The 26,450-nt window shown below is 74.9% G+C and carries 25 protein-coding genes and 1 pseudogene; 17 read left to right on the forward strand and 9 right to left on the reverse strand.

The features are described from left to right. Nucleotides 1-99 precede the first annotated feature (99 nt). Nucleotides 100-1,734 carry a methyl-accepting chemotaxis protein gene (locus FB458_RS11025; protein WP_141848532.1) on the reverse strand — a complete coding sequence of 545 codons (1,635 nt, stop codon included), beginning with the start codon at nucleotides 1,732-1,734 and terminating at the stop codon, nucleotides 100-102. Between the two features lie 162 nt (nucleotides 1,735-1,896). Between FB458_RS11025 and FB458_RS11030 the strand changes: the two genes are divergently transcribed. From FB458_RS11030 to FB458_RS11075, 10 genes are all read left to right on the forward strand, one after another. Then, a complete protein-coding gene (locus FB458_RS11030; RefSeq protein WP_141848533.1) occupies nucleotides 1,897-4,203 on the forward strand; it encodes a chemotaxis protein CheW in 2,307 nt (768 codons plus the stop codon). Beyond that, the gene (locus tag FB458_RS11035; RefSeq protein ID WP_342778051.1) at nucleotides 4,200-4,616 is read left to right on the forward strand and encodes a chemotaxis protein CheW; all 417 of its coding nucleotides are present in this window, start codon (nucleotides 4,200-4,202) and stop codon (nucleotides 4,614-4,616) included. Before FB458_RS11030 ends, FB458_RS11035 begins: the two co-directional genes overlap by 4 nt. Before the next feature lie 142 nt (nucleotides 4,617-4,758). Further along, nucleotides 4,759-5,664: a hypothetical protein gene (locus FB458_RS11040; protein ID WP_141848534.1), complete on the forward strand. Its 906-nt coding sequence runs from the start codon at nucleotides 4,759-4,761 to the stop codon at nucleotides 5,662-5,664. A gap of 126 nt (nucleotides 5,665-5,790) precedes the next feature. Then, nucleotides 5,791-6,963, forward strand: coding sequence for a protein-glutamate methylesterase/protein-glutamine glutaminase (locus tag FB458_RS11045; RefSeq protein ID WP_141848535.1), 1,173 nt, complete (start codon nucleotides 5,791-5,793; stop codon nucleotides 6,961-6,963). A gap of 151 nt (nucleotides 6,964-7,114) precedes the next feature. Continuing rightward, on the forward strand, nucleotides 7,115-8,002 hold the full coding sequence (locus tag FB458_RS11050; RefSeq protein WP_170185648.1) for a CheR family methyltransferase: 888 nt from the start codon (nucleotides 7,115-7,117) through the stop codon (nucleotides 8,000-8,002). Further along, nucleotides 7,999-8,400 (forward strand): response regulator, encoded by a 402-nt coding sequence (locus tag FB458_RS11055; RefSeq protein ID WP_141848537.1) that lies wholly within the window; start codon nucleotides 7,999-8,001, stop codon nucleotides 8,398-8,400. The genes FB458_RS11050 and FB458_RS11055 overlap by 4 nt, the downstream gene beginning before the upstream one ends. Further along, complete coding sequence (locus FB458_RS11060) at nucleotides 8,397-8,894, forward strand: chemotaxis protein CheX (protein ID WP_170185649.1); 498 nt, start codon at nucleotides 8,397-8,399, stop codon at nucleotides 8,892-8,894. Before FB458_RS11055 ends, FB458_RS11060 begins: the two co-directional genes overlap by 4 nt. Beyond that, on the forward strand, nucleotides 8,891-9,256 hold the full coding sequence (locus tag FB458_RS11065) for a response regulator (protein WP_141848539.1): 366 nt from the start codon (nucleotides 8,891-8,893) through the stop codon (nucleotides 9,254-9,256). The genes FB458_RS11060 and FB458_RS11065 overlap by 4 nt, the downstream gene beginning before the upstream one ends. Further along, nucleotides 9,253-9,762, forward strand: a complete 510-nt coding sequence (locus FB458_RS11070; RefSeq protein ID WP_141848540.1) for a hypothetical protein — start codon at nucleotides 9,253-9,255, stop codon at nucleotides 9,760-9,762. The genes FB458_RS11065 and FB458_RS11070 overlap by 4 nt, the downstream gene beginning before the upstream one ends. Nucleotides 9,763-9,916: 154 nt before the next feature. Beyond that, nucleotides 9,917-11,188: an EAL and HDOD domain-containing protein gene (locus tag FB458_RS11075; protein ID WP_141848541.1), complete on the forward strand. Its 1,272-nt coding sequence runs from the start codon at nucleotides 9,917-9,919 to the stop codon at nucleotides 11,186-11,188. Between the two features lie 12 nt (nucleotides 11,189-11,200). Here FB458_RS11075 and FB458_RS11080 read toward each other — a convergent pair whose 3' ends face one another. Beyond that, nucleotides 11,201-11,815, reverse strand: a complete 615-nt coding sequence (locus FB458_RS11080; RefSeq protein ID WP_246061167.1) for a TetR/AcrR family transcriptional regulator — start codon at nucleotides 11,813-11,815, stop codon at nucleotides 11,201-11,203. 107 nt (nucleotides 11,816-11,922) lie between these two features. Between FB458_RS11080 and FB458_RS11085 the strand changes: the two genes are divergently transcribed. Further along, nucleotides 11,923-12,717, forward strand: coding sequence for an SDR family NAD(P)-dependent oxidoreductase (locus tag FB458_RS11085; RefSeq protein WP_141848542.1), 795 nt, complete (start codon nucleotides 11,923-11,925; stop codon nucleotides 12,715-12,717). Between the two features lie 22 nt (nucleotides 12,718-12,739). Then, complete coding sequence (locus FB458_RS11090) at nucleotides 12,740-14,305, forward strand: acyl-CoA synthetase (RefSeq protein WP_141850484.1); 1,566 nt, start codon at nucleotides 12,740-12,742, stop codon at nucleotides 14,303-14,305. On the opposite strand, the gene FB458_RS21615 is transcribed toward FB458_RS11090, so the two are convergent. The 4 genes and pseudogenes from FB458_RS21615 to FB458_RS11105 form a co-directional block, all read right to left on the reverse strand. Then, nucleotides 14,250-14,549 (reverse strand): mycothiol transferase, encoded by a 300-nt coding sequence (locus tag FB458_RS21615; RefSeq protein WP_211356009.1) that lies wholly within the window; start codon nucleotides 14,547-14,549, stop codon nucleotides 14,250-14,252. The genes FB458_RS11090 and FB458_RS21615 overlap by 56 nt on opposite strands. A gap of 43 nt (nucleotides 14,550-14,592) precedes the next feature. Next, nucleotides 14,593-14,874 (reverse strand): annotated as a pseudogene (locus tag FB458_RS22255) (mycothiol transferase); the annotation flags it as partial. A 117-nt stretch (nucleotides 14,875-14,991) separates the two neighbouring features. Next, nucleotides 14,992-15,888, reverse strand: coding sequence for an ABC transporter permease subunit (locus FB458_RS11100; RefSeq protein ID WP_141848543.1), 897 nt, complete (start codon nucleotides 15,886-15,888; stop codon nucleotides 14,992-14,994). Nucleotides 15,889-15,897: 9 nt separating this feature from the next. Further along, nucleotides 15,898-16,785 carry a LysR family transcriptional regulator gene (locus FB458_RS11105; RefSeq protein ID WP_141848544.1) on the reverse strand — a complete coding sequence of 296 codons (888 nt, stop codon included), beginning with the start codon at nucleotides 16,783-16,785 and terminating at the stop codon, nucleotides 15,898-15,900. A gap of 93 nt (nucleotides 16,786-16,878) precedes the next feature. On the opposite strand from FB458_RS11105, the gene FB458_RS11110 reads away from it, so the two are divergent. Continuing rightward, a complete protein-coding gene (locus FB458_RS11110; RefSeq protein WP_211356010.1) occupies nucleotides 16,879-17,856 on the forward strand; it encodes a DMT family transporter in 978 nt (325 codons plus the stop codon). Nucleotides 17,857-17,929: 73 nt separating this feature from the next. On the opposite strand, the gene FB458_RS11115 is transcribed toward FB458_RS11110, so the two are convergent. Both FB458_RS11115 and FB458_RS11120 read right to left on the reverse strand, forming a co-directional pair. After that, a complete protein-coding gene (locus tag FB458_RS11115) occupies nucleotides 17,930-20,899 on the reverse strand; it encodes an alpha/beta fold hydrolase (protein WP_141848546.1) in 2,970 nt (989 codons plus the stop codon). 49 nt (nucleotides 20,900-20,948) lie between these two features. Then, nucleotides 20,949-22,247: a GNAT family N-acetyltransferase gene (locus FB458_RS11120; RefSeq protein ID WP_141848547.1), complete on the reverse strand. Its 1,299-nt coding sequence runs from the start codon at nucleotides 22,245-22,247 to the stop codon at nucleotides 20,949-20,951. 68 nt (nucleotides 22,248-22,315) lie between these two features. Between FB458_RS11120 and rsmI the strand changes: the two genes are divergently transcribed. Both rsmI and FB458_RS11130 read left to right on the forward strand, forming a co-directional pair. Continuing rightward, nucleotides 22,316-23,176, forward strand: a complete 861-nt coding sequence (gene rsmI, locus FB458_RS11125) for a 16S rRNA (cytidine(1402)-2'-O)-methyltransferase (protein ID WP_141848548.1) — start codon at nucleotides 22,316-22,318, stop codon at nucleotides 23,174-23,176. A gap of 87 nt (nucleotides 23,177-23,263) precedes the next feature. Beyond that, entirely contained in the window at nucleotides 23,264-23,638 is a 375-nt protein-coding gene (locus FB458_RS11130) for a DUF2256 and DUF3253 domain-containing protein (protein ID WP_211356011.1), read from the forward strand. Between the two features lie 81 nt (nucleotides 23,639-23,719). Here FB458_RS11130 and FB458_RS11135 read toward each other — a convergent pair whose 3' ends face one another. Beyond that, nucleotides 23,720-24,184, reverse strand: coding sequence for an SRPBCC family protein (locus FB458_RS11135; protein ID WP_211356012.1), 465 nt, complete (start codon nucleotides 24,182-24,184; stop codon nucleotides 23,720-23,722). Nucleotides 24,185-24,267: 83 nt separating this feature from the next. On the opposite strand from FB458_RS11135, the gene FB458_RS11140 reads away from it, so the two are divergent. Continuing rightward, nucleotides 24,268-24,804, forward strand: coding sequence for a PH domain-containing protein (locus FB458_RS11140; RefSeq protein WP_246061169.1), 537 nt, complete (start codon nucleotides 24,268-24,270; stop codon nucleotides 24,802-24,804). Then, the gene (locus tag FB458_RS11150) at nucleotides 24,801-26,450 is read left to right on the forward strand and encodes a PH domain-containing protein (RefSeq protein WP_246061170.1); all 1,650 of its coding nucleotides are present in this window, start codon (nucleotides 24,801-24,803) and stop codon (nucleotides 26,448-26,450) included. The genes FB458_RS11140 and FB458_RS11150 overlap by 4 nt, the downstream gene beginning before the upstream one ends.

Consider the following 26,450-nt stretch of genomic DNA (forward strand, 5'->3'; position numbering starts at 1 on the left):
AGGCCGGTCAGGACCGCCGCGTCAGCGGCGGTGACACGACGCCGCCGGGCCCGAGCCGTGGCCCGGACCCGGCGGGTCCTGTTCGGTGGTGGCGGTGGGTCAGTGGAAGCGGAAGCCGGCGACCTGGGTCTCGAGGTCGGTGGCGAGGCGGGCGAGCTCGTCGACGGCTTGGGTGGACTGGGTGACGGCGGTGGAGGTGGAGCCGGCGGCGTCGGCGACGCCGCCGATGGTGGTGGCGATCTCGCTGGTGCCGGTGGCGGCCTCGGAGACGGAGCGGGACATCTCGGAGGTGGTGGCGGTCTGCTCCTCGACGGCGGAGGCGATGGTGGTCTGGTAGTCGTCGATGGTGCCGATGACGGACGAGATGGAGCTGATCGCGGTGACGGCGTCGGTCGTCATGGCCTGGATGCTCGTCACCCGCTGCGCGATGTCCTCGGTGGCGCGGGCGGTCTCGCGGGCGAGCTCCTTGACCTCGCCGGCGACGACGGCGAAGCCCTTGCCGGCGTCGCCGGCGCGGGCGGCCTCGATGGTGGCGTTGAGGGCGAGGAGGTTGGTCTGCTCGGCGATGGAGGTGATGAGCTTGACGACGGTGCCGATCTCGGCGGAGGCGGTGCCGAGGGCGGTGACGGTCTCGGTGGTCTGGGCGGCTTCGGCGACGGCGCGTTGGGCGACGGCGGCGGCTTCGGCGGCGTTGGCGGCGATCTCCTGGATGGAGGCGCCCATCTCCTCGGCGCCGGCGGCGACGGTGGAGACGGAGCGGGAGACCTGCTCGGCGGCGGCGGAGACGACGCCGGAGCGGTTGGAGGTCTCCTCGGCGGCCGAGGAGATCTGGGTGGTGGAGGCGGACAGCTGCACGGAGGCGGCGGCGACGGCGGACGCGGACTGCGAGACCCGTGAGAGCAGGCCGCTGAGGGCGCCCTGGGCGCGGCGCAGCGACTGCGCGAGCTGACCCAGCTCGTCCTTGCTGTCGATGCCGGCGTCCTGGGTCAGGTCGCCCTCGGCGAGGGCACCGAGGCTGTCCTGCAGACGCCGTACGGCGCCCCGGACCCGCGTGACGACGGCCACGGCCAGGCCGAGACCGGCCAACAGGGCCAGCAACAGAGTGGTGAGGATGATGGTTCGGGCGCTGGTGTACTGCGAGGACCCGCTCTGGGTGGTCGCCCTGGCCTGATCGGCTTCAGCCTGGTTCTCTTTGGCGAAACCAGCCTTCAGCTTGGTCATCAGGGGGTCGAGCTGGGTCCTGATCACCGTGATCGCCTGGTCGGTCTTACCGGCCTCGTTGAGAGGGATCACCTGGGTGGTGGCGATGTCGTGGTAGCTGGTGATCGCCTGGACCGCCGAGTCGAAGGCGGCGACGTCGGTGGCGTGCTGTCGGTAGTCGCCGGCCTTGGCCTGGATGTCAGCGAAACGCGCATCGATGGTCTGCTTGGCGGTGGCCTTCTGCTCGTCGTTGAGGTTGTCGAAGCGCAGGGTCGACGCCCGGATGTCGGAGACGTCGGCCTCCAGCTGCGAGAGCATGACGAGCGGGACGACGTTGTTGTTGTACATGGCGTCCTGTGTCGCGTTGATCTTCGCCAGCTGGACGATGCCCAAGCCGCCGACGACGAGGCCGGCAACGGCGAGCGCGGTCACCGCAGACCCGATCTGGACGGCCAGGGGACGGTCGGCGACGAAGGTGGAGAGGGAACGTCGTCGGGCGGGGTTGGCCGACGGAGAGGGGGACTGCACGGACATGGAAGTGCCTCCGGGGGAGGGGTGGTGGGGAACGTCTCTACAGTCGGACGAACCACTCGCAGTCTGAGCCGTTTCGTGGCCACCGAAAACCTTCAGGTGCGAGCGCACCGACCGATGTGTGGGGGGAAGCCCTATCCCCGTCCCGCGTCGTAGGAGGCCCCGATGGACGAGACCGACGAGATCGTCCAGGAGTTCGTCGTCGAGAGCCACGAGAACCTCGACCAGCTCGACCGCGACTTCGTCGAGCTGGAGCGTCAGCCCGGCTCCCGCGAGCTCCTGAGCAGTGTCTTCCGCACCATCCACACCATCAAGGGCACGAGCGGGTTCCTCGCGTTCGGCCGCCTGGAGTCGCTCACCCACGTGGGGGAGAACCTCCTGGCCCGGCTGCGCGACGGCAAGATGTCGATGACGCCGGCCATCGCCGACGGCATGCTCGCCATGGTCGACGGCGTCCGCGAGCTGCTCGCCGCCATCGAGACCGACGGCACCGAGGGGTCCGTCGACGTCACGGACGTCGTGGCCCGCCTCCAGGACCTGCTCGACGGGCGCGAGCCGGTCGCCGAGCCGGTCGCCGAGCCGGTCGCCGAGCCGGTGGCCGAGGCGCCGGCTCCTCCCGCGCCCGTCGTCGTCCCGGAGCCGGCGGCTGCCTCCGTCCCCGCTCCGACTCCCGCCCCCGCACCCGCCCCCGCACCCGCCCCCGCCACGCCCGCCGTCCCGAAGGTGGCCGCCGCGGTCACGGCGACCGAGGACCACCACGCGGACGGCCCCGGCCGCCGCGGGGCGGCCGACTCCTCGATCCGGGTCGACGTCGACCTGCTCGACTCGCTCATGCGCCAGGTCGGCGAGCTGGTCCTCAGCCGCAACCAGATCGTGCGCCAGGCCGGCCTGCTCGACGACGCCGACCTGCTGCGCGCGTCGCAGCGCCTCGGCCTCATCGCCTCCGAGCTGCAGGAGAGCGTCATGAAGACGCGCATGCAGCCCATCGACCACCTGTGGGCCAAGCTGCCGCGTGTCGTGCGCGACCTCGGCTCGCTGTGCCACAAGCAGGTCCGGCTGGAGATGGTCGGTCGCGAGACCGAGGTCGACCGCACCCTGCTCGAGGCGGTCAAGGACCCGCTCACGCACCTCGTGCGCAACGCCGTCGACCACGGCCTGGAGACCCCCGAGGTCCGCCGGGCGGCGGGCAAGTCGCCCGAGGGCGTCCTCACCCTCAAGGCGTTCCACGCCGGCGGCCAGGTCGTCGTCGAGGTCAGCGACGACGGCGCCGGCATCGACCCGGAGAAGATCCGGGCCAAGGCCGCCGACAAGGGCCTCATGCGTCCCGAGCAGCTCGAGGCCCTCAGCCCCAACGAGGTCCTCCAGCTCGTCTTCACCCCCGGCTTCTCGACCGCCGCCGCCGTCACCAACGTCTCCGGCCGCGGCGTCGGCATGGACGTCGTCAAGACGAACATCGAGGCGATCGGCGGCGCCATCGAGATCGAGTCCGCCGTCGGCGTCGGGACGACGTGCCGGCTGCGCATCCCGCTCACCCTCGCCATCGTCGCGTCGCTGACCGTGGAGTGCGCGGGCGACCGCTACGCCATCCCGCAGGTCAGCCTCCAGGAGCTCGTCACGCTCGACTCCGAGCGGGCCGGCTCGCAGATCGAGGACGTCGCCGGGGCCGAGGTCTACCGGCTGCGGGGCCAGCTGCTGCCGCTGGTCCGCCTCGCCGACGTGCTCAAGGTCGAGTCGGACCGCACCGACGGCCACCTCGTCATCGCCGTCCTGCAGGCCGAGGGCCACCGCTTCGGCCTCGTCGTCGACCGCGTGCTCAACGCCGAGGAGATCGTCGTCAAGCCGCTCTCGTCGCGGCTGAAGTCCATCGGCGTCTACTCCGGGGCGACGATCCTCGGTGACGGCCGCGTCGCGCTCATCCTCGACGTCCAGGCGCTGGCCAAGCGCGCCCTGCGCAGCACCGGCGCCGAGCGCGACGCCGTCCGCGCCGAGGTCGTCGAGACCAGCGACGACAGCGAGCGGGTGCTCATCGTCGGCGCCGGCGACGAGCGCGAGATCGCCATCCCGCTGTCGGCCGTCACCCGCCTCGAGCAGGTCCCCGTCGACCGCGTCGAGCGGGTCGGCTCGCGCGAGGTGGTCCAGTACCGCGGGGCGATCCTGCCGCTGCTGCGCCTGCCGCAGCACCTCGGCTCGTACGGCGACTCGGCCCGCACCCACCTGCCGCTCGTCGTCCACACCAGCGGCGGCCGCAGCGTCGCCCTCGTCGTCGACGAGGTCCGCGACATCGTCGACGGCGCCCGGGTCCGCAGCGACATCAACGACGCCGGCCTCACCGGCTCGGCCGTCATCCGCGACAAGGTGGTCGAGCTGCTCGACGTCCGCGCCGCGATCCTCGCCGCCGACCCGTACTTCTTCACCGACGACCAGCTCGGTCACCTCGGTGCCGACCTCTACCTCGACGGAGTCGCGTCATGATGGTCCAGCTCGCCACCTTCACGCTCGGCGACCACCTCTACGGCATCGAGGTGAGCCGTGTGCAGGAGGTGCTCCGCCACCAGTCCCGCACCCGGATCCCGTTGGCCCCCAACGCGGTCGCCGGCCTGGTCAACCTGCGCGGTCAGGTGCTCACGGCCATCGACCTGCGTTCCCGGCTCGGCCTGACGCCGCGCGAGGACCTCGACCCGATGATGGTCGTCGTCCGGATCAGCGGCGAGACCATCAGCCTCCTCGTCGACTCGATCGGCGACGTCGTCACCGTCGACGAGGAGACCTTCGAGGCGCCGCCGGACACCCTCGACGACGCCGGGCGCGAGCTGCTGCGCGGCGCCTACAAGCTGAGCGACCGGCTGCTGCTGGCCCTGGACACCGACCGCGCCGTCGCGGCCTGAGGTCGCCCACCCGACCCCGGCCCCGCATCGCACCCGCTGCCCCCGGATCCCGTCCACGGATTCCGGGGACAGCGGGCGCCGTCGTACGGCACGCTGGGCGAGGGAACGGTCTGGGGAGGCCGGGGGACGACGGAGGCAGGACATGCGGTACTCGTTGGTCAACGCGACGGCGTTGGGGTTCGACCTCGTGCGGATGCCGGGTGGGGCGCAGGTGGCCGAGGTGCTGCTGGCGGCGTGCGCCGCGACCCCCTCCGAGCTCGCGCTGCTCGGCCGGCACCACCCGGGCGCCGGGCGGACCGCCCGCTGGGAGGCCGCCCGCCGGCGCAGCCTCGACCTGCGTCCGACCCTGTCGACGACCGACGTCTCGGCCGACGCCGTCGCCCACGCCGCGAGCGACGCGGACGCCGCGTCCTCGCTCGTCACGCGCCTGGCCGAGGCGCCGCTGGGCAGCCTCGACGCGCTCGACCACTTCGTGCGCCACGACGCGCTCGAGGGCATCGCCCCCGGGACGGACCACGACCTGGCCGCCGACGTCCTCGTCGACGCAGCCACCGCCGGCTACTGCTCGACGCTCCTCGACGGCGTCGAGCGGCGTCGCCTCGCGGCCCCCTTCGTGCAGGGCCGGCGCGAGGGCCTGGTGCCGACCCCGGCGCCGACCGTCCCCGCCGTACGGCGTCTGCTCGAGGACCTGCGCGGGTGGGGCCCTGTCGAGTGGGCCGAGATGGACGGCGTGCTCGACGCCGTCCGCGCCAGCACGTCCGGCTGGTCCGAGGCGATGCACGAGGCGGGCTGGGCGGCGCACCTGTCCGGGCGGGTCCGCACCGCGGCGGTGTCGCAGCTGCAGGCCGTGTCGGCGTACGCCGCCTCGGGTCTCACCCCGACCCAGGCCGCCTTCGGCGCCTGGAACGCGCTCAGCGGCGTCGTGCAGGCCCTCGTCGTCGCCGACCTGCTCGGCGAGCCCGAGCTCGACCTGCTCGTGCGGCCCTGGCTGCTCGTGCGCGGCCACGACCCGCGGCCCCCCGCGGGGCAGGAGCCCCCGCGCCGGTGAGGTGAGCCGCGCCCGCCCGGGATCGACCGGGCGGGCACCGGTCCCGCTCAGGTCGCACGTGGCACGGCCGATATCGGGGACGGACGCAGACCCGCTGCGCCCGTCGTCGAGGTCGAGGAGCGGCCCGTGCCCCCCATCAGAGTGCTGGTCGTCGACGACTCCGTCGTCGTGCGACGCCTCGTGGCCAACGCCCTCTCCGGCGACCCCGACATCGAGGTGGTCGGCACCGCGGCCAACGGCCGCATCGCGCTGACCAAGATCGAGGCGCTGCGCCCGCAAGCGATCACGCTCGACATCGAGATGCCGGTGATGAACGGCATCGAGACCGTGAGGGCCCTGCGCCGCCTCGGCCACCGCATGCCCGTGGTCATGTTCTCCACGCTCACCGAGCGCGGCGCCACCGCCACCCTCGACGCCCTCGAGGCCGGCGCGAACGACTACGTCACCAAGCCGGCGAACGTCGGCAGCATCAGCGAGTCGCTGGAGCAGGTCCGCAGCTCGCTCATCCCCAAGCTCAAGGCGCTGTGCGCCCGCCCCGAACGCCGCTTCGCGGCCGGCCGCCCGGTGGTGCCCGACGCGCTGCGTCCCGGCTCGCCCCGTCCGGGCGAGGGGAGCCCCGGACGGTCCGAGACCGTCGCCGGTACGGCGCCCCGCCGCGCGTCCGACTCGCCGTACCGGATCCTCGCGATCGGGTGCTCCACCGGCGGGCCCGAGGCGCTGGGCAAGGTCCTCGCCGGGCTGCCGCGCGACCTCGCCGTCCCCGTCGTCGTCGTCCAGCACATGCCGCCGGTGTTCACCGCCCAGTTCGCCGCCCGGCTCGACCGGGCGCTGCCGCTGACGGTCGTCGAGGCCCGCGAGGGCATGCCGCTGCGCCCGGGCCACGTCTACATCGCCCCCGGCGACCACCACCTGCGCCTCGCGGGCACGCGCGCCGCCGTCCGCACCGCGCTCGACCAGGGGCCGCAGGAGAACTTCTGCCGCCCCGCCGTCGACGTCCTCTTCCGCTCCGTCGTCGCGCTCTACGGGCGCGACGTGCTCGCCGCCGTGCTGACCGGCATGGGCCAGGACGGGCGCGCGGGGTCCGTCGACATCGTCAAGGCGGGCGGCAGCGTCATCGCCCAGGACGAGGCGACCTCCGTCGTGTGGGGGATGCCCGGCTCCGTCGTCCAGGCCGGCGCCGCCGAGGAGATCGTCCCGCTCGGCCTCATCGGCCCGACCCTCGCGCGCCGGCTCGCCGGGTCCGCGACCGCTGGCGCGACCGCTGGTACGGCGCCCTACGCGGCCGCGGTCCCGCGGTGAGCCCGGCCCCGTTGACCTCAGGTCGAGGCCCCCTCGGCCGATGCTCCACCCGACACCCGCTCGCCCCCGGACAGGAGGACGCCATGACGCCGACGACGACCCGTCGCCCGCGCCGCGGCCCCGCCGTCCGAGCCACCCTCAGGAGCGGATCATGAGCCTGGTCACCGCCACCGCGCCACCCGGCCGTCCCGGACCCGCCGGGAACCAGTCGGCCACCGAGGCCGACTTCACCTTCTTCGCCGACTTCCTGCGCCGCCGGTCCGCCATCTCGCTGGCCCCGGGCAAGGAGTACCTCATGGAGGCGCGGCTGGCGCCGGTCGCGGCCCGCGCCGGCTTCGCCGGCGTCCGCGACCTCGTCACCGCGCTGCGCGCACCGGGCGTGCCCCGGCCGCTCGTCGACCAGGTCGTCGACGCCATGACGACGAACGAGACGTCGTTCTTCCGCGACGTCTCCTCGTTCGAGGCGCTGCGCACCGTCGTCGTCCCCCAGATGCTCGCCTCCCGGGCCGCGCAGCGACGGCTGTCCGTGTGGAGCGCCGCCAGCTCGACCGGCCAGGAGCTCTACACGATCGCCATGACGCTGGAGGACTCCTTCCCCCAGCTGTCCGGCTGGGACGTCAGGCTCGTCGGCACCGACCTGTCCAGCGAGGCCGTGGCCCGCGCCCGCGCCGGGCGCTTCAGCCACCTCGAGGTCAACCGGGGCCTGCCGGCCCAGCTGCTGGTCAAGTACTTCGAGCGGGAGGGCCGCGACTACGTCGTCGCCCCCCGGCTGCGTGAGCGCACCCGCTTCGACCGGATGAACCTCGCCGAGCCGTGGACCGCGCTGCCCCGCTTCGACATCGTGTTCTGCCGCAACGTGCTCATCTACTTCGACCCGCCGGTCCGCGAGCAGATCCTCGGCAGGATCCGCGGCCTGCTCAACCCGGGCGGCTTCCTCTTCCTCGGACCGGGGGAGACCTCCGCCTCGGTCATCCACGGCTACACCCAGGTGCGGGCGGCCGGCACCGTCGTCCACCAACTCCAAGGAGCTGCGACATGAAAGCCCTCATCGTCGACGACTCGCGGGCCATGCGGCTCGTGGTCGCTCGCATCGTGCAGCGTCTGGGCTTCGAGACGGTGCAGGCCGAGCACGGCCAGGCCGCGCTCGACGTCCTCGCCGGGTCCGACGAGCTGCCCGACGTGGCCCTGGTCGACTGGAACATGCCCGTCATGGACGGACTCGAGCTCATCAAGGCGGTGCGCGCGCAGCCCCGCTACCGCGGCATCACGCTGATGATGGTGACGACCGAGTCCGAGCAGTCGCGCATCGTCCAGGCCCTCGCGGCCGGCGCCCACGAGTACCTCATCAAGCCGTTCACGGAGGAGGCGCTGGAGGACAAGCTGTCCCTGCTCGGCCTCGTCCCCGCGACGGCGGACGCCGAGGCGGTGGCCTGGTGAGCGCCGCGACCCTGGACCTCGAGGACGTCGTGGGCGCCGCGACGCTGGTCGACATCGTCGCCGATCTGGCCGAGTCGCTCTTCCCCGGTGAGCCGCGGCCCGTCGCCGTCCCGCACCGCGACCCGCAGGAGCCGGTGGGCGCGCGGATCCGCATCACCGGCGGCTGGGACGGCGTCGTCGTCCTGCGGATGTCGTGGACGTTCGCCGAGCAGCTGGCCCACCGGCTGTTCCTCCTGCCCGACGGCACCGCCGTCGACGCCGACCTGCTCGACGTCCTCGGCGAGGTCGTCAACATCGTCGGCGGCAACGTCAAGGCGCTGCTGCCGGGCGACAACCAGCTCTCGCTGCCGCACCCGCGGCTCGCCGACGTCGTGCCGCCGGCCGGCGGGCTGCACGCCACCGTGCTGTGGGGCGTCGAGCCCGTCCAGATCTCGATCACCCCCGACCCCGCGCCCGAGGCGCACCACCACCCCGTGGAAGGACCCCACCGATGACCACCATCCTCGTGGTCGACGACAGCCGCGTCATGCGCCAGATCGTCACCCGCGCCCTGCGACAGGCGGGCTACGACCACGTCGACATCGTCGAGGCCGAGGACGGGCTGGACGGCATGAGCAAGGTCGTCCAGTGCGAGCCGGACGTCGTGCTCTCGGACTGGAACATGCCGCAGATGAGCGGTCTGGAGTTCCTCCAGGCGCTGCGCTCGCGCGGGGACGGGCGCCCCTTCGGCTTCGTCACCTCCGAGAGCTCGGAGCCGATGCGCGAGGCGGCCACCCAGGCCGGCGCGTCGTTCCTCATCGGCAAGCCCTTCAGCCCCGAGGACGTCCAGGCGGCCCTCGACCCGGTGCTGTCGTGACGGCCACGACCGGCCCCACCGGCCTCACCGAGGCCGTCCTGCCGCACCCCAAGGCCGTCCGCGACCTCCTCGAGGGGCTGCTCGGGCGCACCGTCGACCTCAAGCCGCAGGACTCGTGGACCCCCGGGCCCTACGAGCCGGTCTGCGTCGCGGAGATGCGGGCCGACGACGGGCACCTGCTCGCCGTCGTCGCCCTCGACCTCGCCCTCACCGTCTACGTCGGCGCGGCCATCGGCCTGGCCCCCGCAGGTGGTGCCCAGGACATGGTCAAGGGGCAGGACCCGTCGCCGATGATCCTCGCCAACACCGTCGAGGTCCTCAACGTCCTGTCAGCGGCGTGGAACGTCGGCGACAACCCGCACACCCGCCTCGGCCCGGTGCACCAGCCGGGTCAGGCGCTCCCGACCCGGCTCGAGGAGCTGCTCGCCGCCGTCGGCCGCCGCGAGGACCTGCGGGTCGACGTCGCCGGCTACGGCTCCGGAAGCCTCGCCCTCGTCGCCGTCTGAGCACCACCGCACCACCGCACCAGCGCACCACCGAACCACTCGACCACCGCCTCGCCCGCCCGACCCACCCGGGGTCGGACGGGCGACGCGTCGGTCGCCCCGACCGTCCATCCACCCGCGGTCGGGCCGTCGCGTCGTCACAGGGGAGTCGCGCATGTCCAGTCCGGTCGTCGTCGGGCGCCAGGCCGTCCAGGACCGGGAAGGGGTGACCGTCGGCTACGAGCTGCTCTTCCGCGCCGACCGCTCCGCCCAGGTCGCGGGCGGCGCGCTGAGCGGCGACGAGATGTCCGCCGCCGTCGCCCTCAGCACCCTCGAGATCGGTCTCGACGAGGTCGTCGGCGGGCGGCTCGCCTTCGTCAACGCCGACCGCGGCGTCCTGCTCGGGGACGTCCCCCTCGTGCTGCCGCCGGACCGGGCCGTCGTCGAGGTGCTGGAGACCGTCGTCGTCGACGTCGAGGTCCTCGCCGGCTGCCGGCGGCTGGCCGACCAGGGCTACGCCATCGCCCTCGACGACTTCGTCGGCTTCGAGGGCGACGAGGCGCTGCTCGACCTCGCCGACATCGTCAAGATCGACGTGCGCCAGACCCAGGGCGAGGAGCTCGTGCGCCTCGTCGAGCGCTGCCGCCGGCACGGGGTGCGGCTGCTCGCCGAGAAGGTCGAGACCGCGCACGAGTACGACGACCTCAGCGCGCTCGGTTTCGACCTCTTCCAGGGCTACTACGTCGACCGGCCGGTCGTCGTCGCCGGCCCGACCCTGCAGCCCGGGGACCTCTCGCAGCTGCGGATGGCGACCCTGCTGCTCGGGAGCGAGCTCGAGCTGGAGGAGCTGGTCGAGCTGCTCCACTTCGACCCCAGCCTCGCCGTCCAGGTCATCCGGCTCGCGGCCCTCGGCCGCGCCGGCGAGACCCGCCGCACGGTGACGACGATCCGCGACGCCGTCCTCAAGGCCGGCAGCCGGGCGATCCAGAGCTGGATGGCCCTGCTCGTCCTGCGCCCCGGACGGGGCGGCACGAACGAGGCACCGGGTGGCCAGGGGACCGAGCGCTTCGTTGACGTGCTCGTCCGCGCCCGCGCGGTGGAGCTGCTCTGCGCCCGGCACGACCGGCGCACCCAGGAGACCGCGTTCGCCGCCGGCATGCTGTCGGCGCTCGACCTCCTGCTCGGGGTGCCGGCCGCTCAGCTGCGCGACTCGCTCGAGCTCGACGAGGCCCTCGCGCAGGCCGCCTTCGGTGAGCCCGGCACGGGGGAGCCGACCGGCCCGCTCGGCCGGCTCGTGCGTGCGGCCACGGACTTCCAGCTCGGCCGGCCGGGCCTGCCCGGGGCGCCGGTCACGACCGCGGAGCTCGAGACGGCGTTCGCCGACGCGTTCGTGTGGACCGCGGCCGCCCTGGCCCGGATGTCGGACGCGGCGACCTCGGCGGCCTGACGAGCGCCCGGCTCAGCCCGCCGACGCGAGGACGAGGGGCAGCAGGTCGCGCACCTGCGCCGCCAGGCGCTCCACCGCGGCGTCGTCGCGTCCGTCCCACCCGAGCAACGCCTGCTGGAACAGCCCGTCGAGCAGCCCGTACGTCGCCCCGGGGTCGGTGAGCACGGCCCGGCCGGACAGGGCGCCGTACCGGCTGACGACGCGCCAGACCATCGCCTCGAGGGTGGCGTCGATCTCGCGCACCGCCTCGCGCAGCGCCGGCTCGAAGAGGCTCTGCGAGCGCAGGTCGTACCAGAGCCGGTGCATCGGCGCCTCGTCGCGCAGGGTCTGGGTCAGGGCGTCGGCGAACCCGTCGAGCAGCTGCGCGGGCGTCGTCGCGGCGTCGACGACGCCGTCGTACCGGTGCACGCACCGGGCCTTGTAGTGCCGCACGCAGAAGACGATGAGCTCGTGCTTGTCGCGGAAGTAGTAGTGCACGACGCCGTGGCTGAAGGGGGAGCGGGCCGCGATCTCACGCAGGCTGGACCGGGCGTAGCCGAGCTCCCCGAGGGTGGCGAGGGCCGACTCGGCCAGCTGCCCGCGGCGCTCGTCGGACGGCGACCCGACGGCGGTGCTGGCGGTGCTCACGCGGTCGATCTCCTTTCCCGGGAACGGGGTCTTGACAAGTGTCCAGAGCCTCTTGACACTCGTCAAGTCCGGCGCCGCCGTGGCGCCCGCTCGACAAGGGAGTCGACATGGGTGTGTTCGACCTGACCGGCCGCAAGGCGCTCGTCACCGGTGGGGCCCAGGGCCTCGGGGAGGGCATGGCGCGCGCGCTGGCCACCGCCGGGGCCCACGTCGTCGTCGCCGACGTGCAGGACGACCTCGCGAAGGAGGTCGCGACCTCGCTCGGCGAGGGACACGGGTCGGTCCACCTCGACGTCACCGACGACGCCGGCTGGGAGTCGGCGGTCGCCGACGCCGCCGGGCAGCTCGGCGGCCTCGACGTCCTGGTCAACAACGCGGGCGTCGAGATCACCAGCCTCGTCGTCGACCTCGACCCCGACGAGGTCCGCCGGATGCTCGAGGTCAACCTGCTCGGCACCGCACTCGGGCTCAAGCACGCCTTCCGCGCCATGCGACCCGGCGGGATCGCCGGCCAGGGCGGCGCGGTCGTCAACGTCGCGTCGGTCGCCGCGACGATCGCCTTCCCGGGCATCGCGGTCTACTCGGCGACGAAGTCCGGGGTCGACCGGCTCACTCGGGTCGCGGCGATGGAGTCGGGCAAGCTCGGCTACGGCGTGCGGGTCAACTGCATCTACCCGGGGCTCGTGCCGACCGCGATGGGGATGGGCCTGGCCCAGGACGTGACCCGGATCGGGCTCTTCCCCTCGGTCGAGGAGGCGGTCGGCGCCGTCGTCGGCCTCACCCCGGCCGGGCGGCTGGGCGAGGTGGCCGACATGGCCGACGCCGTCGTCTTCCTCGCCTCCGACGCCGCCCGCTTCGTCACCGGCGCCGGGCTGCCGGTCGACGGCGGCATGGGCATGTGAGCGGGCACCGGCCGTGAGCGGGATGCGCCTGGTCGACTGGCTCGACAAGGGGGCCTCGCTCGGGCCCGAGGCCCCCTGCCTCACCACTGACGGCGTCACGACGTCGTACGGCGGCGTGCGCGCGCTCGCCGGCCGGGTGGCCGGCGCGCTCGCCGCCCACGGGATCCGCCCGGGGGCGTCGGTGGCGATCCTCTCCGCCAACGACCCCGTCGCCTTCACCTGCGTCTTCGGCATCAGCCTGGCGGGCGCCGTCTGGTGCCCGATCAACCCCCGCAACGAGGCGGCCGAGAACCGGGAGCTGCTCGAGCTGTTCGAGTGCGAGGCCCTCGTGTTCCAGGCGAGGTTCTCCCCGCTCGTCGAGGCCATCCGGGGCGACCTGCCCCGGATGGCGACGCTGGTGCAGCTCGACGGGGACGAGGTCGCCGACGGTGTGCTGTCCTGGGAAGCCTTCCTCCAGGATGCCGGTGACCGGGTCGTCGACGAGCAGCCGGTCGACGACGTCGCGATGATCGTCGGCACCGGTGGGACGACGGGCCGGCCGAAGGGTGTCGTCCTCACGACGCGCAACCTCGAGGTGATGAGCGCGACGACCCTGCTGTCCTACCCGTTCGAGGGGCGGCCGACGTACCTCGCGCTGGCGCCGCTCACGCACGCCGCGGGCGTGCTGTGCTTCCCTGTGCTGTCGCTCGGCGGCGAGGTCGTCGTCATGCGCGCCCCGGACGTCGGGGTCTTCCTCGAGCACGTCCAGCGGCACCGGGTGACGCACACCTTCCTGCCCCCGACGCTGGTCTACATGGTCCTCGGCCACGAGCGGCTGGACGCCACGGACCTGACGTCGTTGCAGTGCTTCTGGTACGGCGCCGCGCCGATGTCGGCGGCCCGGCTCGAGGAGGCGCTGGAGCGGATCGGGCCGATGGCCCAGCTCTTCGGTCAGACCGAGGCGCCGATGATGATCTCGACGCTGTCGCCGGCCGAGCACCGGCTGCCCGACGGGTCGGTCGCCCACGCCCGGCTGGCGTCGGCGGGGCGGCCGACGCCGCTGGTCACCGTCGGGATCATGGACCCCGCCGGGACGCTGCTGCCGACCGGCGAGCGCGGCGAGATCGTCGTCCGCGGACCGCTCGTCATGAAGGGCTACCACCGCGACCCGGAGGCGACGGCGGTCGCGTCGGCGCACGGCTGGCACCACACCGGCGACATCGGCTACCTCGACGACGACGGCTTCCTCTTCATCGTCGACCGCGCCAAGGACATGGTCATCAGCGGCGGGTTCAACGTCTACTCGACCGAGGTCGAGCAGGCGCTGCTGGCCCACCCCGACGTGCAGGACTGCGCGGTCGTGGGCCTGCCCGACGACAAGTGGGGCGAGCGGGTGACGGCCGTCGTGCAGCCGCGACCCGGGCGCACGGTGACCCCCGACGAGGTCGTCGCCTTCGTCAAGGCCCGGATCGGCAGCGTCAAGGCGCCCAAGCAGGTCGAGGTCTGGGAGGACCTGCCGCGCTCGAAGGTCGGCAAGGTCCTCAAAGCGCAGATCAGGAGCGAGCTGCTGGCGCCGGGTCCTGCGGCGTCGGCGGCGTCCACGGGGTGAGCCACGGCGTGGCCGGCCACCCCTCGCGGCCGGCCAGCAGCTCGTACATCGTCGCGCCGTCGAGGTGCTCGCGGACGATGTCGGCGTGACCGGCGTGCCGGGCGACCTCCTCGATGACGTGGAACCACACCCAGCGCACCGACCACGCCTCGACGTCCTGGGGGAACCAGGGGGCGTCGCGGGGGACCGGCACGGCGGTGTCGAGGTCGAGCTCGTCGACGAGCGCCTCGCTGCGAGCGGTCATCGCGTCGAACCCCGGCCATCAGGTCGGCCAGCGTCTGCCCGGTCGGGTCCCAGTCGCTGCCGTAGTCGGCGGCGGCCTCCTCGAGCGGCCGGTCGTCGCGCGTCCAGGGCTGCGGGCCGGCGGCGGCGCGGTCGACCCAGCCCGCCTCCATGACGGTGAGGTGCTTGACGAGCCCGGCGAGGCTGATCGCGCTGGCCGTCGGACGCGCGTGCGCCTGCTCGTCGGTGAGGCCGAAGACGGCCCCGCGGATGCCGTCGTGCTGCTGGCGCAGGAAGAGGCGGATCGCGTCCTTCTCGGTCGAGACCGGGGGTGGCATGCCGGGCATGGTGTCTCCTCGTCGAGGTGCTCACAGGGGCGGGACGTCCCCGCCGTCACGACGAGCCTCCCGCACCATCAGGTCGGATCGCGTCCTGATGCGTGACCTCTTGCGGACCTGGCCGGACTAGCTGAGGACGTCCTTGCGGCGGAAGAGGGCGTAGCCCAGACCGATGAAGAGCACCGTCCAGAACAGGGACCACACGACACCGTGCCGGATGCCGGTCCAGTCGACGGTCGGGGCGAGCAGGTCGAACCAGGCCCGCTGGTAGTACATCGGCAGGCCGTTGCGGATGACCCCGAGGTTGTCGATCTGCCCGAGGATCGCGGTGACGATGGTGACCATCACGGCGCCGCCGACGGCGGCCAGCGGTGCGTCGGTGCGGGTGCCGAGCGCGAAGGCGATCGCGCCCACCTGCAGGAGGGTCACGACGACGTACGCCGCGACGCCGAGCAGGCGCCAGCCGAGCACGTCCCAGCCGAGCGTGCCGCCGGCGGGGTTGGTGAAGGCGCCCCACCCGTAGAAGACGCCGCCGACGAGCAGGGACCACCCGATGAGCAGGAAGACGGCGAACGCCATGCTGGTCAGCGCGACGACGAGCTTGCTCGTCAGCAGCCGGGTGCGGGGGACGGGCGCGACGAGCAGGTAGCGCAGGCTCGACCAGGACGCCTCGGACGGCAGCGCGTCGCCGACGAACAGCGCGGCGAGGACGACGAGGAGGAACGACGCCGCGGCCGAGGTGGTGAAGACGGCGAAGTTCGCGGCGTTGGCCGTCGCCAGGGAGACGAAGCTCGTGGCCGTCGTGGGCGAGGAGCCGTCGGAGCGGCCGATGGCGAAGGCCCCGACGACGACGAGCGGCAGGGCGAGTAGCAGCCCGAACGACCAGAGCGTACGGCGGCGCCGCAGCTGCCGGCCGAGCTCGGCGCGCCACGTGAGCGGGCGGCGCCGGTGCGCCGGGCGGCCCGGGCGGCCCGGTCGGCGCGGCTCGGTGGGCTGCTCGCGCGGGGTCGCGGTCGCCGTCATGGACCGAGCCTACGTGGCGGTCGTGCGCGCCGCGGCGGCGCGCAGCAGCTCGCTGGCCCGGCGCACCGCGGGGTGCTCGCGCAGCGACGGCCGGGTCCGCAGGACGAGCCGGCGCCGCGGGGCGGGTTCGGCGAGGGGGACCGCGACGACGCCGTCGGGCATCGTCACGGTCCCGAGCCGCGGCAGCACGGTGACGCCGACGCCGACCGCGACGAAGGCGAGCGCCGAGGGGTAGTCGTGCGCCTCGACGTGGAAGCCGGGGACGATGCCGGCGGCGGCGCACGCGTCGAGGACCACCTGACGGCACGGGCCCTGGACGACGTCGTTGTCGACCCAGCGCTCGCCGTCGAGCTCGGCGAGGGCGACCTCGTCGCGGCCGGCGAAGCGGTGGCCGGTGGGGACGGCGACGACGTACGGCTCCTCGAGGAGCACCTCGGTCTCCGCGTCGCGGGGGCCGACCGCCTGCTCGACGACGACCTCGAGGTCGGGGTCGAGCCGGCCGTCGTCGAGCTCGACGAGGCGCAGGTCGAGGCGCAGGTCGGGGAACTCGCGGTCGAGGGTCGCGACGACCGGCGGCACCCAGGCGGTGCCGGCCGAGGCGACGTACGCGAAGGTGAGCCGGCCGCTGCGCCCCGCGCGCAGGTCGGCCGCGACCGACTCGAGCTCGGCGAGGCGGTCGAGGACCGACTCGGACTCGTGGGCGAGCCGGCGGCCGGCGTCGGTCGGGACGATGCCGCGGCCGTGCTTCTCCAGCAGGGCGAGGCCGGTCTCGCGCTGGAGGGCCGTGACGTGCTGGCTGACCGCGGAGGGGGAGTAGCCGAGGGCGGTCGCGGCGCCGCCGACGGAGCCGGTCGCGACGACGGCGCGGAAGACGCGCAGGCGGTGGAGGTCGAGCACAGGACGAGCCTACGTCGTCGTTCAGTCGGACTGAAGGTTTCGTCAGGAATGCTCGCTGGTGCTGAGGCTTTGCCGTGCCCCATGCTGTGGGGCATGGCACAGTCCTCGCAGGTCACGACCCCCTCCGACGCCCCCGTGGCCGCGGCGACCCTGCCGCCGGTGGAGCCCGGGCGGACCGGGCGGGGACCGGCCCTGCGCGCGGCCCTCCCCGTGCTCACCGTCCTGCTGCTGTGGGCCTCGGCGTTCATCGCCATCCGCTTCGTCGCCGGGGCGTACGCGCCGGTGCCCCTCGCGCTCGGCCGGATCCTCGTCGGGACGGTGGCGCTCGCGGTGATCCTGGCCGTCGTGTCGCGGCGGCGCGGTGCCCGCCCGAGCCTGCCCCGCGGTCGCTCGCTCGGTCTCGTCGTCGGGTACGGCGTCGCGTGGTTCGCCGCCTACACGGTCGCTCTCAACGCCGCCGAGCACCACCTCGACGCCGGCACCGCGGCCATGGTCGTCAACGTCGCGCCGCTGCTCGTGGCGCTGACCGGCGGGCTGCTGCTCGGCGAGGGGTTCCCGAGGCGTCTGCTCGTCGGGCTGCTCGTCGGGTTCGCGGGTGTCGCGCTCATCGCCGCCGGGGGGCGCGGCGTCCACGCGGACGGCACGGGCATCGCACTCGGCCTGGTCGCCGCGGTGCTCTACGCCGGCGGGGTGCTGCTGCAGAAGGTGGCGCTGCGCACCGTCGACGCGGTGACCGGGACGTTCCTCGGGTGCCTCGCCGGCACGGTCGTCCTGCTGCCGTGGCTGCCGGAGCTGCTCCACCAGGTCGCGGCCGCACCGCTCGGCTCGACGCTCGCGGTGGTCTACCTCGGCGTCGGCCCGACCGCCGTCGCCTTCATCCTGTGGGCGCGGGCGCTGCGCGCCAGCGACGCCGGCCGGCTGACGACGACGACCCTCGCCGTCCCCGCCATCACCGTCCTGCTGTCGTGGGGCCTGCTCGGCGAGGTCCCCACCGCCTGGGCCATCGCCGGTGGCGCGCTCGCGCTCGGCGGCGTCGCCGTCAGCCGCACCCGTCCGCGCCGCCGCGCCTGAGGGCGTCGTACGGAGCGGGTGGCTGCGGTGGGGTCAGGACTCCACCGCAGCACCCCGGTAGCGCAGGTCCGGCTCAGCGGGCGCGGATGGTGCGCAGCCGCTCGTTCGGGTCGTCGGCCCCGTCGACCCCGTTCGCGGCCGCGCCGTCGGCGCCCGCGATGACCGAGAGGAAGACCTCCTCGAGGTGCTTGCGGCTGCTCACCCCGACGACGCGCAGCCCGGCCGCGGCGGCGAGCCGGACCACCTCGGCGCGGTGCAGCCGCGAGGTGACGACGAGCTTGACGACGTCCTCGTCGGCGCTCGGGCCGGCCCCGGAACCGTTGCGCCGCAACACCTCCGCCCCCTCGACGGGCTCGGGTGCCTCGACCGACACGACGCCCGGCGCCTGTCGCAGGTCGGCCAGCGCGGCGGCGTACGGCGTCCCCTCGGGCCCGCCGTCGCGGGTGTACGGGTCGTGGCGCTGCACCTCGAGGACGGTGGTGTCGCTGCTGTCGACGAGGTCGGCGACCGACCCGGTCGTGACGACGCGGCCGGCGTGCATGACGACGACGTGCGAGCAGGTCAGCTCGACCTCGGCGAGCAGGTGGCTCGACACGACGACGGTGCGGCCGCCCTCGGGGGTGCCGTCGCCGGCGGCGTACCGCTGCAGGATCGGGCGCAGGGCCGCGATCTGCGGCGGGTCCAGGCCGTTGGTCGGCTCGTCGAGGATGAGCAGCTCGGGCAGGCCGAGCATGGCCTGGGCGATGCCGAGCCGCTGGCGCATGCCCTGGCTGTAGGAGCGCACCGGCCGCTCGACGGCGCCGCCGAGCGCCGCGACGGCGAGCACCTCCTCCAGGTGCGCCTCCTCCAGAGGTCGTCCGGTCGCGGCCCAGTAGGCCTTGAGGTTGTCGATCCCGCTGAGGTGGGGCAGGAATCCCGGGCCCTCGACGAGCGCGCCGACCCGGTCGAGGACGGCGGCGCCCGCGTCGACGGGCGCACCCAGCAGGTGCACCTCGCCGGAGTCGGGGCGGATGAGACCGAGCACCATCCGCAGCGTCGTCGTCTTGCCGGCGCCGTTCGGCCCGAGCAGGCCGACGACCTGGCCGCGCTCGGCCCGCCACGTCACGTCGTCGACGGCGCGGTGCCCGTCCTTGTACGTCTTGACCAGGTGCTCCACGACGAGCGGGACCCCGGCGAGCTCGGGGCGCGGGGCGATCGACCGGCGCCGGCGACGACGCACCAGCGCCAGCCCCGTGAAGCCGAGCAGCAGCACGCCGGTCGCGGCGAGGACGCCCACGGTCTGGGTGTCGAGGCTGCTCCCGCTGGTGGCGAGCGGGGTCGCCGCGACGGTCGGCAGCCGCAGGTCGCTCAGCTCGACCCGGTCGGCCCGGGCGGCGCGCGGGGCGTCGTACGTCGAGTCGGTGCTCGTCACGAGGACGCGCAGGGCGCTGCCCGGCGGGACGACCCACGAGCCGCCGGCGAGGGTGACGTCGACCGTCGCCGGCGTCCCCGGGGTGGTCGGGACCATGACGGGCGCGACGACCCGGCGCACCAGGGTGGCCTGCCCGCCGGTGACCTGCCACAGGCTGAGGAACAGCGTGCTGCTGCTCGCGGTGCTCGTCACGGTCAGCCGCACGCGCGGGGCGCCGACCACGGTGCGGGTCGCGGTCACGGGTGCCGTGTCCCACGCGGCGGACTGGGCGGGGAGGGCGGCGAGGAGGTACGTCGGCAGCTGCGCCGTCAGCGCGCCGGCGCCGGGCACGAGGGTGATCGACGCCGGCTGCCCGCCGGGCGGGCCGGTGAGGGGCTTGGTGCCGCCGGTGAGGGGGACGACGTCGTACGTCGCCGCGCGGGCGTACGGCGCGTCGGCCGCCTCCAGCCGCGCGACGGTCTGCCGGCCGCTGAGCGGGTCGGCGAAGGTGAAGGACGGCAGCGGCAGCGGGCTACCGGGGGCGGGCTTGGTCGCCTGGCCGATGTAGTGGTCGAGCCAGGTGCGCTGGACGGCGAGGTCGTCGTCGGCGGTGCTGCTCGGCCCGTCGTGCCCGCCGTCCATCCAGCGCACCGCGACCGGCGTGCCCTGGGCGGCGAGGGTGCGGGCGGTCGCGTCGGCCTGGTCGACGCCGAAGAGGCTGTCGCCCATGCCCTGGATGAGCAGGGTCGGCGCGCGCAGGCCGGCGAGCCGCGGGGCGGGGCTGTGCTCGCGGAGCAGCTCCAGCAGCTGCGGGCTCGGAGCCCCGGTCGCCGAGGCCTGGAGGAAGAGCCGGCAGATGGTCGGGTCGAAGCGGCCGCACGTCGGGTCGCTCGTGCCGCCCGTGCCGCCCGTGCCGCCGGCCCGGGCGGTCGCGACCGACGAGACGAAGAAGCGCGAGGCCCACACCTGCTTGAACGGCCCGGTCGCCGGGCCGCGCTCGAGGACGGAGGCGGGGGCGCCCGCGCCGGCGGCGGCGACCTGCGAGCCGGGGGCGGTGGCGTGCTGCGGGAAGAACGCGTCGGCCAGGTCGTTCCAGGTGATCGACGCGACGACCGCGTCGACGCGGGCGTCCGTCGCGCCGAGCATGAGGGCGAGCGCGCCGCCGTACGAGCCGCCGACGACCGCGACGCGCGGGTCACCGTCGTGGTCCTTGAGCACCTCGGGGCGGGTGGCGAGGCGCGAGACGAGGACCCCGGCGTCGGCGACCTCGTACGTCGGGTCGTCGAGGTGGATCCGCCCGCCGGAGCGGCCGAAGCCGCGGGCGGACCAGGTGACCGCGACGTACCCGCGCTGGGCGAGGTCCTCGGCCTGCGCGGCGAGGTCGTCCTTGCTGCCGCCGAACCCGTGCGCGAGCAGCACCGCCGGGTGCGGTCCGTCGTCGGCCGGCTCGACGATGCTCGCGTCGAGCGAGACCGCGGTGCCGTCGTCCTCCGCGGCGACCGGGACCATCGCCGACTCCGTGCGGATCGCGCGGTCCGCCGCGTGCGCCGCGGGGGCGGGGGTGCCGAGGGCCGGCGCGAGCGCCGCCGTGGCGGCGGCGAGCGCGGCCAGCGCGAGCCGGGCGCGCCGCCGGAGGGGGGCGCGGTCGGTCATGGGCAACGGTAACCCGGCCACCGGGGGCGGCCGGGACCCGGTGTCGGCGTCAGAAGCCGACGGCGGCGTGCAGCCGGTGCGGACTGCGCAGCGCGGCGTCGAGGGCGGCGACGGCGCCGGGCTCGACCTCCTCGAGACGGCCCGCCTCGAGCAGCCGCGCGAGCGGCCGCCCCCCGAGGTACGACGCCCCGAGGTCGGCGACGTCGAGCCGCACCTGGGCGGGTTGGTCGGTGCGGGTCGCACGCCCCGTCCCGTCGGCGCCGACCCGCAGCCGCCACCGGCCGGCCTGGTCGGGCAGCCGGGTGTCGCTGACGTCGAGGACGACGTCGCACGGGGCGGCGTAGCCGCGCGCGGCGAGGGCGGTGGGCAGGTCGGCGAGCCGCAGCCACAGCGAGTCGACCGGGCTGCCGGCGACCCCGCGCTCGGGGGCCGTCCAGTCCAGGACGAGGTCGTCGGGGGAGGCGGTGCGCAGCCTGACCGTGCTCGTGAGGTCGAGGTCGACGAGGCGTCGCAGCAGCGCGAGCCGCACCGCCGGCGCGCCGTCGACGGTCCACACGAAGACGGTGCCCTTCGGCGCGTGCTCACCCCACTCGGGCTTGCGCTGCAGGACCGCGAAGCCGGCGTCCTCGCCGCCCTCGACGGCGAGCATCACCCGGGTCGGTTCCTGGTCACGGGTCGTGGCGGCGTTGTCGGAGAGGAACCGGCGCAGGGTGCGCTCGCCCAGCGCCACGGCGCCCAGCCGGTCGGCGGCGTGCGCCCGCATGAGGGTGGTGACCCGCGCGACGACGGCGGGATCGGCGGCGTCGTACAGGCGGGTGCGGACGCGACCGGCGGCGGTGTCGAGGTGGGGGGCGGTGAGCGTCGCGCCGCGGGAGAGGGTCGCGCGCAGCTCGAGCGAGGCGGCCCCCCAGCCGTGCCGGCCGTAGATCGCGGGCTCGCTCGCGTGCAGGGCGCTGAGCCCCGACCAGCCGCCGGTCCGGGCCTGCGCGAGGTGGTGGGCGAGCATCGCGGTGAGGACGCCGCGGCGGCGGGCGTCGGGGTGCACGCCGACCCAGGAGAGGCCGAGGACGGGCACCTGGCGCAGCGTCCCGAGCGGCCCGGGGACGGTGACCTGCAACGGGTACGTGCCGTAGATGCCCGCGTGCCGGTCCGGGTCGGCGTCCGCGTCGTCGGTGAGGTCGGCGGCCCAGCGGTCGGCCGGGTCGATCGAGGACAGGGTGGCGGCGACCGGCTCCGGCGGGGGCTCCTGGAACCACGCGAGGAGGTCGGTCGCGAGGAAGCGCTCGTCGTCGTCGGCGTGCTGCACGTGCACGTGCACGGTCGGGCGGGGCGGCGTCGTCTCGCTCATGCGCCCAGTCGAGCGGGTCGGCGGCGACGGCGCAAACGGGTTTGCCGGCGCGCGCCCGGGGCCGGGCGATGGGCGAGGATGGGCCGGTGAGCACCGAGCCGGACGGCGTCCTCGTCCTCGCCGCGACCCCGATCGGCGACCCGCGCGACGCAGCCCCGCGGCTGGCCCAGGAGCTGGCGGGGGCGGACGTCGTCGCCGCCGAGGACACCCGTCGGCTGCGGCGGCTGCTCGGCGAGCTGGGGGTCGAGCCGCGCGGGTCGGTGACGAGCTACCACGAGCACAACGAGGCGTCGCGGACCGCCGAGCTGCTGCAGCGGCTGCTCGCCGGCGACCGGGTCGTCGTCGTCACCGACGCCGGCATGCCGTCGGTGTCGGACCCGGGCTACCGGCTCGTCGCGGCCTGCGCCGACGCCGGCGTGCGGGTGACCTGCGTCCCCGGGCCGAGCGCGGTGCTCATGGCGCTCGCGGTGAGCGGCCTGCCGGTGGACCGGTTCTGCTTCGAGGGGTTCCTTCCCCGGAAGCAGGGCGAGCGGTCCCGCGTGCTGGCCGAGCTGTCCGCGGAGCGGCGCACGATGGTGTTCTTCGAGGCGCCGCACCGGCTCGACGCGACGTTGGCCGCGATGGCCTCGGCCTTCGGGCCGGAGCGGCCGGCGGCGGTGTGCCGGGAGCTGACCAAGACCTACGAGGAGGTCCGGCGCGGTGGGCTCGGCGAGCTCGCCGAGTGGGCGGCGGACGGGGTGCGCGGCGAGATCACCGTCGTCGTCGCCGGGGCGCCGACGACGGGCGGCAACCTCGATGACGCGGTCGCGGCGGTGCTCGCGCGGGTCGCGGCGGGCGAGCGGCTCAAGGACGTCAGCGGCGAGGTCGCGACGACCTGCGGGCTGTCGCGCAAGACGGTGTACGACGCCGCGGTGGCCGCGCGCCGCTGAGCCGGACGTCCGCAGCCGTGGGGCACCGGTGCCGCGTCGGTGCGGACACGGCGTGAGGGGTGAGCACGGCGGGGGTACGACGTCCCCGTGCCCGACCTGCCGACCAAGACCTGCGCCTCGTGCGGCCGGACGATCACGTGGCGCAAGAAGTGGGAGCGCAGCTGGGACGACGTGCGCTACTGCAGCGACGCGTGCCGGCGCCGGGGCGTGACCGACGTCGACCGCCGGCTGGAGGAGAGCATCCTCGACCTGCTGGGGCGTCGTACGGGCACCATCTGCCCGTCCGACGCCGCCCGCGCGGTCGGCGACGAGGACTCGTGGCGCGACCTCATGGAGCCCGCGCGCCGGGCGGCGCGGCGGCTCGTCGCGGCCGGGGAGGTCGAGGTCACCCAGGGTGGGAAGGTCGTCGACCCGTCGACGGCCAAGGGTCCGATCCGGATCCGGCGGGTCCGCCGGGGCTGATCCGACGGACCCGAATCGGATTCGCCCCGCTCGGCTCTGGTCGTGACCCGAGCCGAGCGGGGCGAATCCGATTCGCGGGGGTCAGGCCGTGGCGACCGACTCGGCGGCGCGGGCGAGCGCGTCGAGCGTGGCCGCGATGCCGGCGGCGTTGGTGGCCTCGCGGTCGCCGAGCACGAGGTCGGAGGCCCAGCCGACGGCGCGGGGCCGGCGGTTCGTCCACTCCTCGGTGACCGTGCAGGCGTCCGGGCCGTCCGGCTCGAGGACGTACCCCCACCGCGCCACCCGCACCGGCCCGACGGTCACCTCGAAGGCGAACCGCCGGCCGCGCTCGGCCTCGACGACCTCGCCCCAGGTGCACCAGCGCACCGCGCCGCTGCGGTTCCACCCGACGAACCGGGCCCCGACGGCCGGCCCGGTCGCGCCGCCCCGCCAGGTGACCCGCTCGCACTCCGGGGACCACTCGCCCATCCGGGGCAGGTCGCTGACGAGGTCGTAGACGAGCGCCGCGGGGGCGTCGACGTGGCGGCTGGCGCTGAGGTCGGGCACCGGACCAGCCCACCACACCGCGGCCGCGCCCCGCGGGCGCACGGTCCGGCCGGTCGGGTGACATGTCGCATACCGTGAGGCGCGTGAGCGACCTGCCCGCCGACGGCGGACCCGCGACGAGGCCATCGACCCCGCCCCGGCTGCGTGCCCCGGCGCACCTGGTCAGCCCGCGGGCCCGGCTGATGTGGACGGCGGTCGCGGCGCTCGAGGTCCTCGTCCTGCTCGCCCTCCAGGTCGGCTGGTGGTGGCTCGACGGCGACGGCTCGCGCACCCCGCACGTCGTCGTCGGCCTGCTGTGGCTCGTCTTCGCGGTCGCGTACGTCGGCGGCATGCCGCTCTGGCGCTACCGGGTCCACCGCTGGGAGACCACCCCGACCGCCGTCTACACCCAGCGCGGCTGGCTCTCGCAGGAACGACGCATCGCCCCCGTCTCGCGGATCCAGACCGTCGACCTCGCCCGCGGCCCCGTCCACCAGCTCTTCGGCCTCGCCAGCGTCACGGTGACGACCGCGTCGGCGGCCGGCCCGCTCACCATCGAGGGGCTCGACGCCGACGTCGCCCGCCGGCTCGTCGACGAGCTCACCGACGCGACGGTCGCCGAGACCGGCGACGCGACGTGAGCGAGCCGCCCACCGGGGCCCCGTACGACGACGCCCCGCCGCCCGCCGCACCGCCACCCGCCGCACCGCCGCCCGCCCCGGAGCTGGCCGACCTCGAGACGCCGTGGCGGCGCCTGGACCCGCGGATGCTGATGATCCACCCGGTCCAGGAGATCGTCCGCTTCCTGCCCGCGCTCATCGGTGCGGTCGTCGTCGGGCAGAGCAGCGACACCGGCGGCCGGTTCATCGAGCTGGCCGTGCTCGTGCTCGCCGTCGGGGTCGGCCTGCTGCGCTGGGCGACGACCCGCTTCCGCATCGAGCACGGCCAGATCGAGCTGCGCAAGGGCCTGCTCAACCGGCAGGTCATCGCGACCCCCGCCGACCGGGTCCGCACCGTCGACGTCACCGCGCCGCCCTTCCACCGCGTCCTCGGGCTGGCCAAGGTCGAGATCGGGACCGCCGGGCACACCAAGGAGCGGCTGGTCCTCGACTCGCTCCCGACCGCCGAGGCCCGCCACCTGCGCGAGGAGCTCATCCACCGGCGGCGGGTGGCCGCGGACCCGGCCTCGCCGGCGCCGTACGGCGAGCCCGTCCCCGGCCTGGCCCCGCCGCCCGCCGGTCCGGCCGACGAGCGGGGGTTCGCGCCGGTGTGGTCCGGCGACGACGTCCCCGGCACCGAGACCGAGCTGCTGCGCCTCGACCCGCGCTGGGTCGGTTTCGCCCCGCTGACCCTCACCGGCGTCTTCTCGGCGCTGGCCATCCTCGGTTTCGGCAACCAGTTCCTCCAGCGCTACCTCCAGCGCACCGACCTCGGCGGCGCGGTGAGCGGCCTGGGGGAGCACCCGCTGTGGGTCGACGTCGTCGTCGTCCTGGTCGGTCTCGTCGTGCTGGTGTCGCTGCTCGCCGTCGTCGGATACGCCCTGCAGTTCTGGGGGTTCCGCCTCACCCGGCACCGCGGCGGCACCCTGCACGTCACCCGCGGTCTGCTCACGACGCGCGAGACGAGCATCGAGGAGAAGCGGCTGCGGGGCGTCGAGCTCGGCCGCCCGCTGGGGCTGCGGCTGGCGAAGGGGGCGCGCCTCCAGGCGATCACGACCGGACTCAGCCGCAAGGAGCGCGACCGGGGCAGCGCCTGGCTCTCCCCGCCCGCGCCGTACGACGTCGTCGCCCGGGTCGGACGCGACGTCCTCGAGGACGACGAGGCGCTGGCCGGGCCGCTGCACGAGCACGGGCCCGCCGCCCGGCGGCGCCGCTACACGCGTGCGGCGGTCCCCGCGCTCGTCCTGGCCGTGGCCGGGTGGCTGCTCGTCGGGCTGGCCCAGTGGTGGGTCGGGGTGGGCGTCCTCGCGACCCTGCCGCTGCTGCTGTCGCCCGTCGTCGCGGGCGACCGGTACGCCGGTCTCGGCCACCGGCTCCTGCCGGCCCACCTCGTCGTCCAGCACGGCTCGTTCGTCCGGCGCCGCGACGTCCTCGAGCGCGACGGCGTCATCGGCTGGGTCGTGCAGCAGTCGTTCTTCCAGCGCCGCGTCGGCGTCGCGCACGTGCTCGCCACCACTGCCGCCGGCAAGCAGTCGTACGTCGTGCGCGACGTCCCCCTCGACACCGGTGTCGCCGTCGCCCTCGCCGTCGACCCCGACCTGCTCACGCCCTTCCTCGAGGAGCGCTGA

Origin of the sequence: Lapillicoccus jejuensis (genome assembly GCF_006715055.1) — a bacterium.
GTDB classification, from domain to species: domain Bacteria; phylum Actinomycetota; class Actinomycetes; order Actinomycetales; family Dermatophilaceae; genus Lapillicoccus; species Lapillicoccus jejuensis.

Excerpts from the sequence above, each read along its gene's own strand:
- FB458_RS11040 (WP_141848534.1), top strand. The coding sequence starts at position 4,759 with ATGCGGTACTCGTTGGTCAACGCGACGGCGTTGGGGTTCGACCTCGTG.
- FB458_RS21615 (WP_211356009.1), bottom strand. The coding sequence starts at position 14,549 with ATGACCGCTCGCAGCGAGGCGCTCGTCGACGAGCTCGACCTCGACACC.
- FB458_RS11110 (WP_211356010.1), top strand. The coding sequence starts at position 16,879 with ATGGCACAGTCCTCGCAGGTCACGACCCCCTCCGACGCCCCCGTGGCC.
- FB458_RS11085 (WP_141848542.1), top strand. The coding sequence starts at position 11,923 with ATGGGTGTGTTCGACCTGACCGGCCGCAAGGCGCTCGTCACCGGTGGG.
- FB458_RS11120 (WP_141848547.1), bottom strand. The coding sequence starts at position 22,247 with ATGAGCGAGACGACGCCGCCCCGCCCGACCGTGCACGTGCACGTGCAG.
- FB458_RS11030 (WP_141848533.1), top strand. The coding sequence starts at position 1,897 with ATGGACGAGACCGACGAGATCGTCCAGGAGTTCGTCGTCGAGAGCCAC.
- FB458_RS11090 (WP_141850484.1), top strand. The coding sequence starts at position 12,740 with ATGCGCCTGGTCGACTGGCTCGACAAGGGGGCCTCGCTCGGGCCCGAG.
- FB458_RS11055 (WP_141848537.1), top strand. The coding sequence starts at position 7,999 with ATGAAAGCCCTCATCGTCGACGACTCGCGGGCCATGCGGCTCGTGGTC.
- FB458_RS11065 (WP_141848539.1), top strand. The coding sequence starts at position 8,891 with ATGACCACCATCCTCGTGGTCGACGACAGCCGCGTCATGCGCCAGATC.
- FB458_RS11035 (WP_342778051.1), top strand. The coding sequence starts at position 4,200 with ATGATGGTCCAGCTCGCCACCTTCACGCTCGGCGACCACCTCTACGGC.
- FB458_RS11025 (WP_141848532.1), bottom strand. The coding sequence starts at position 1,734 with ATGTCCGTGCAGTCCCCCTCTCCGTCGGCCAACCCCGCCCGACGACGT.
- rsmI (WP_141848548.1), top strand. The coding sequence starts at position 22,316 with ATGGGCGAGGATGGGCCGGTGAGCACCGAGCCGGACGGCGTCCTCGTC.
- FB458_RS11100 (WP_141848543.1), bottom strand. The coding sequence starts at position 15,888 with ATGACGGCGACCGCGACCCCGCGCGAGCAGCCCACCGAGCCGCGCCGA.
- FB458_RS11075 (WP_141848541.1), top strand. The coding sequence starts at position 9,917 with ATGTCCAGTCCGGTCGTCGTCGGGCGCCAGGCCGTCCAGGACCGGGAA.
- FB458_RS11115 (WP_141848546.1), bottom strand. The coding sequence starts at position 20,899 with ATGACCGACCGCGCCCCCCTCCGGCGGCGCGCCCGGCTCGCGCTGGCC.
- FB458_RS11050 (WP_170185648.1), top strand. The coding sequence starts at position 7,115 with ATGAGCCTGGTCACCGCCACCGCGCCACCCGGCCGTCCCGGACCCGCC.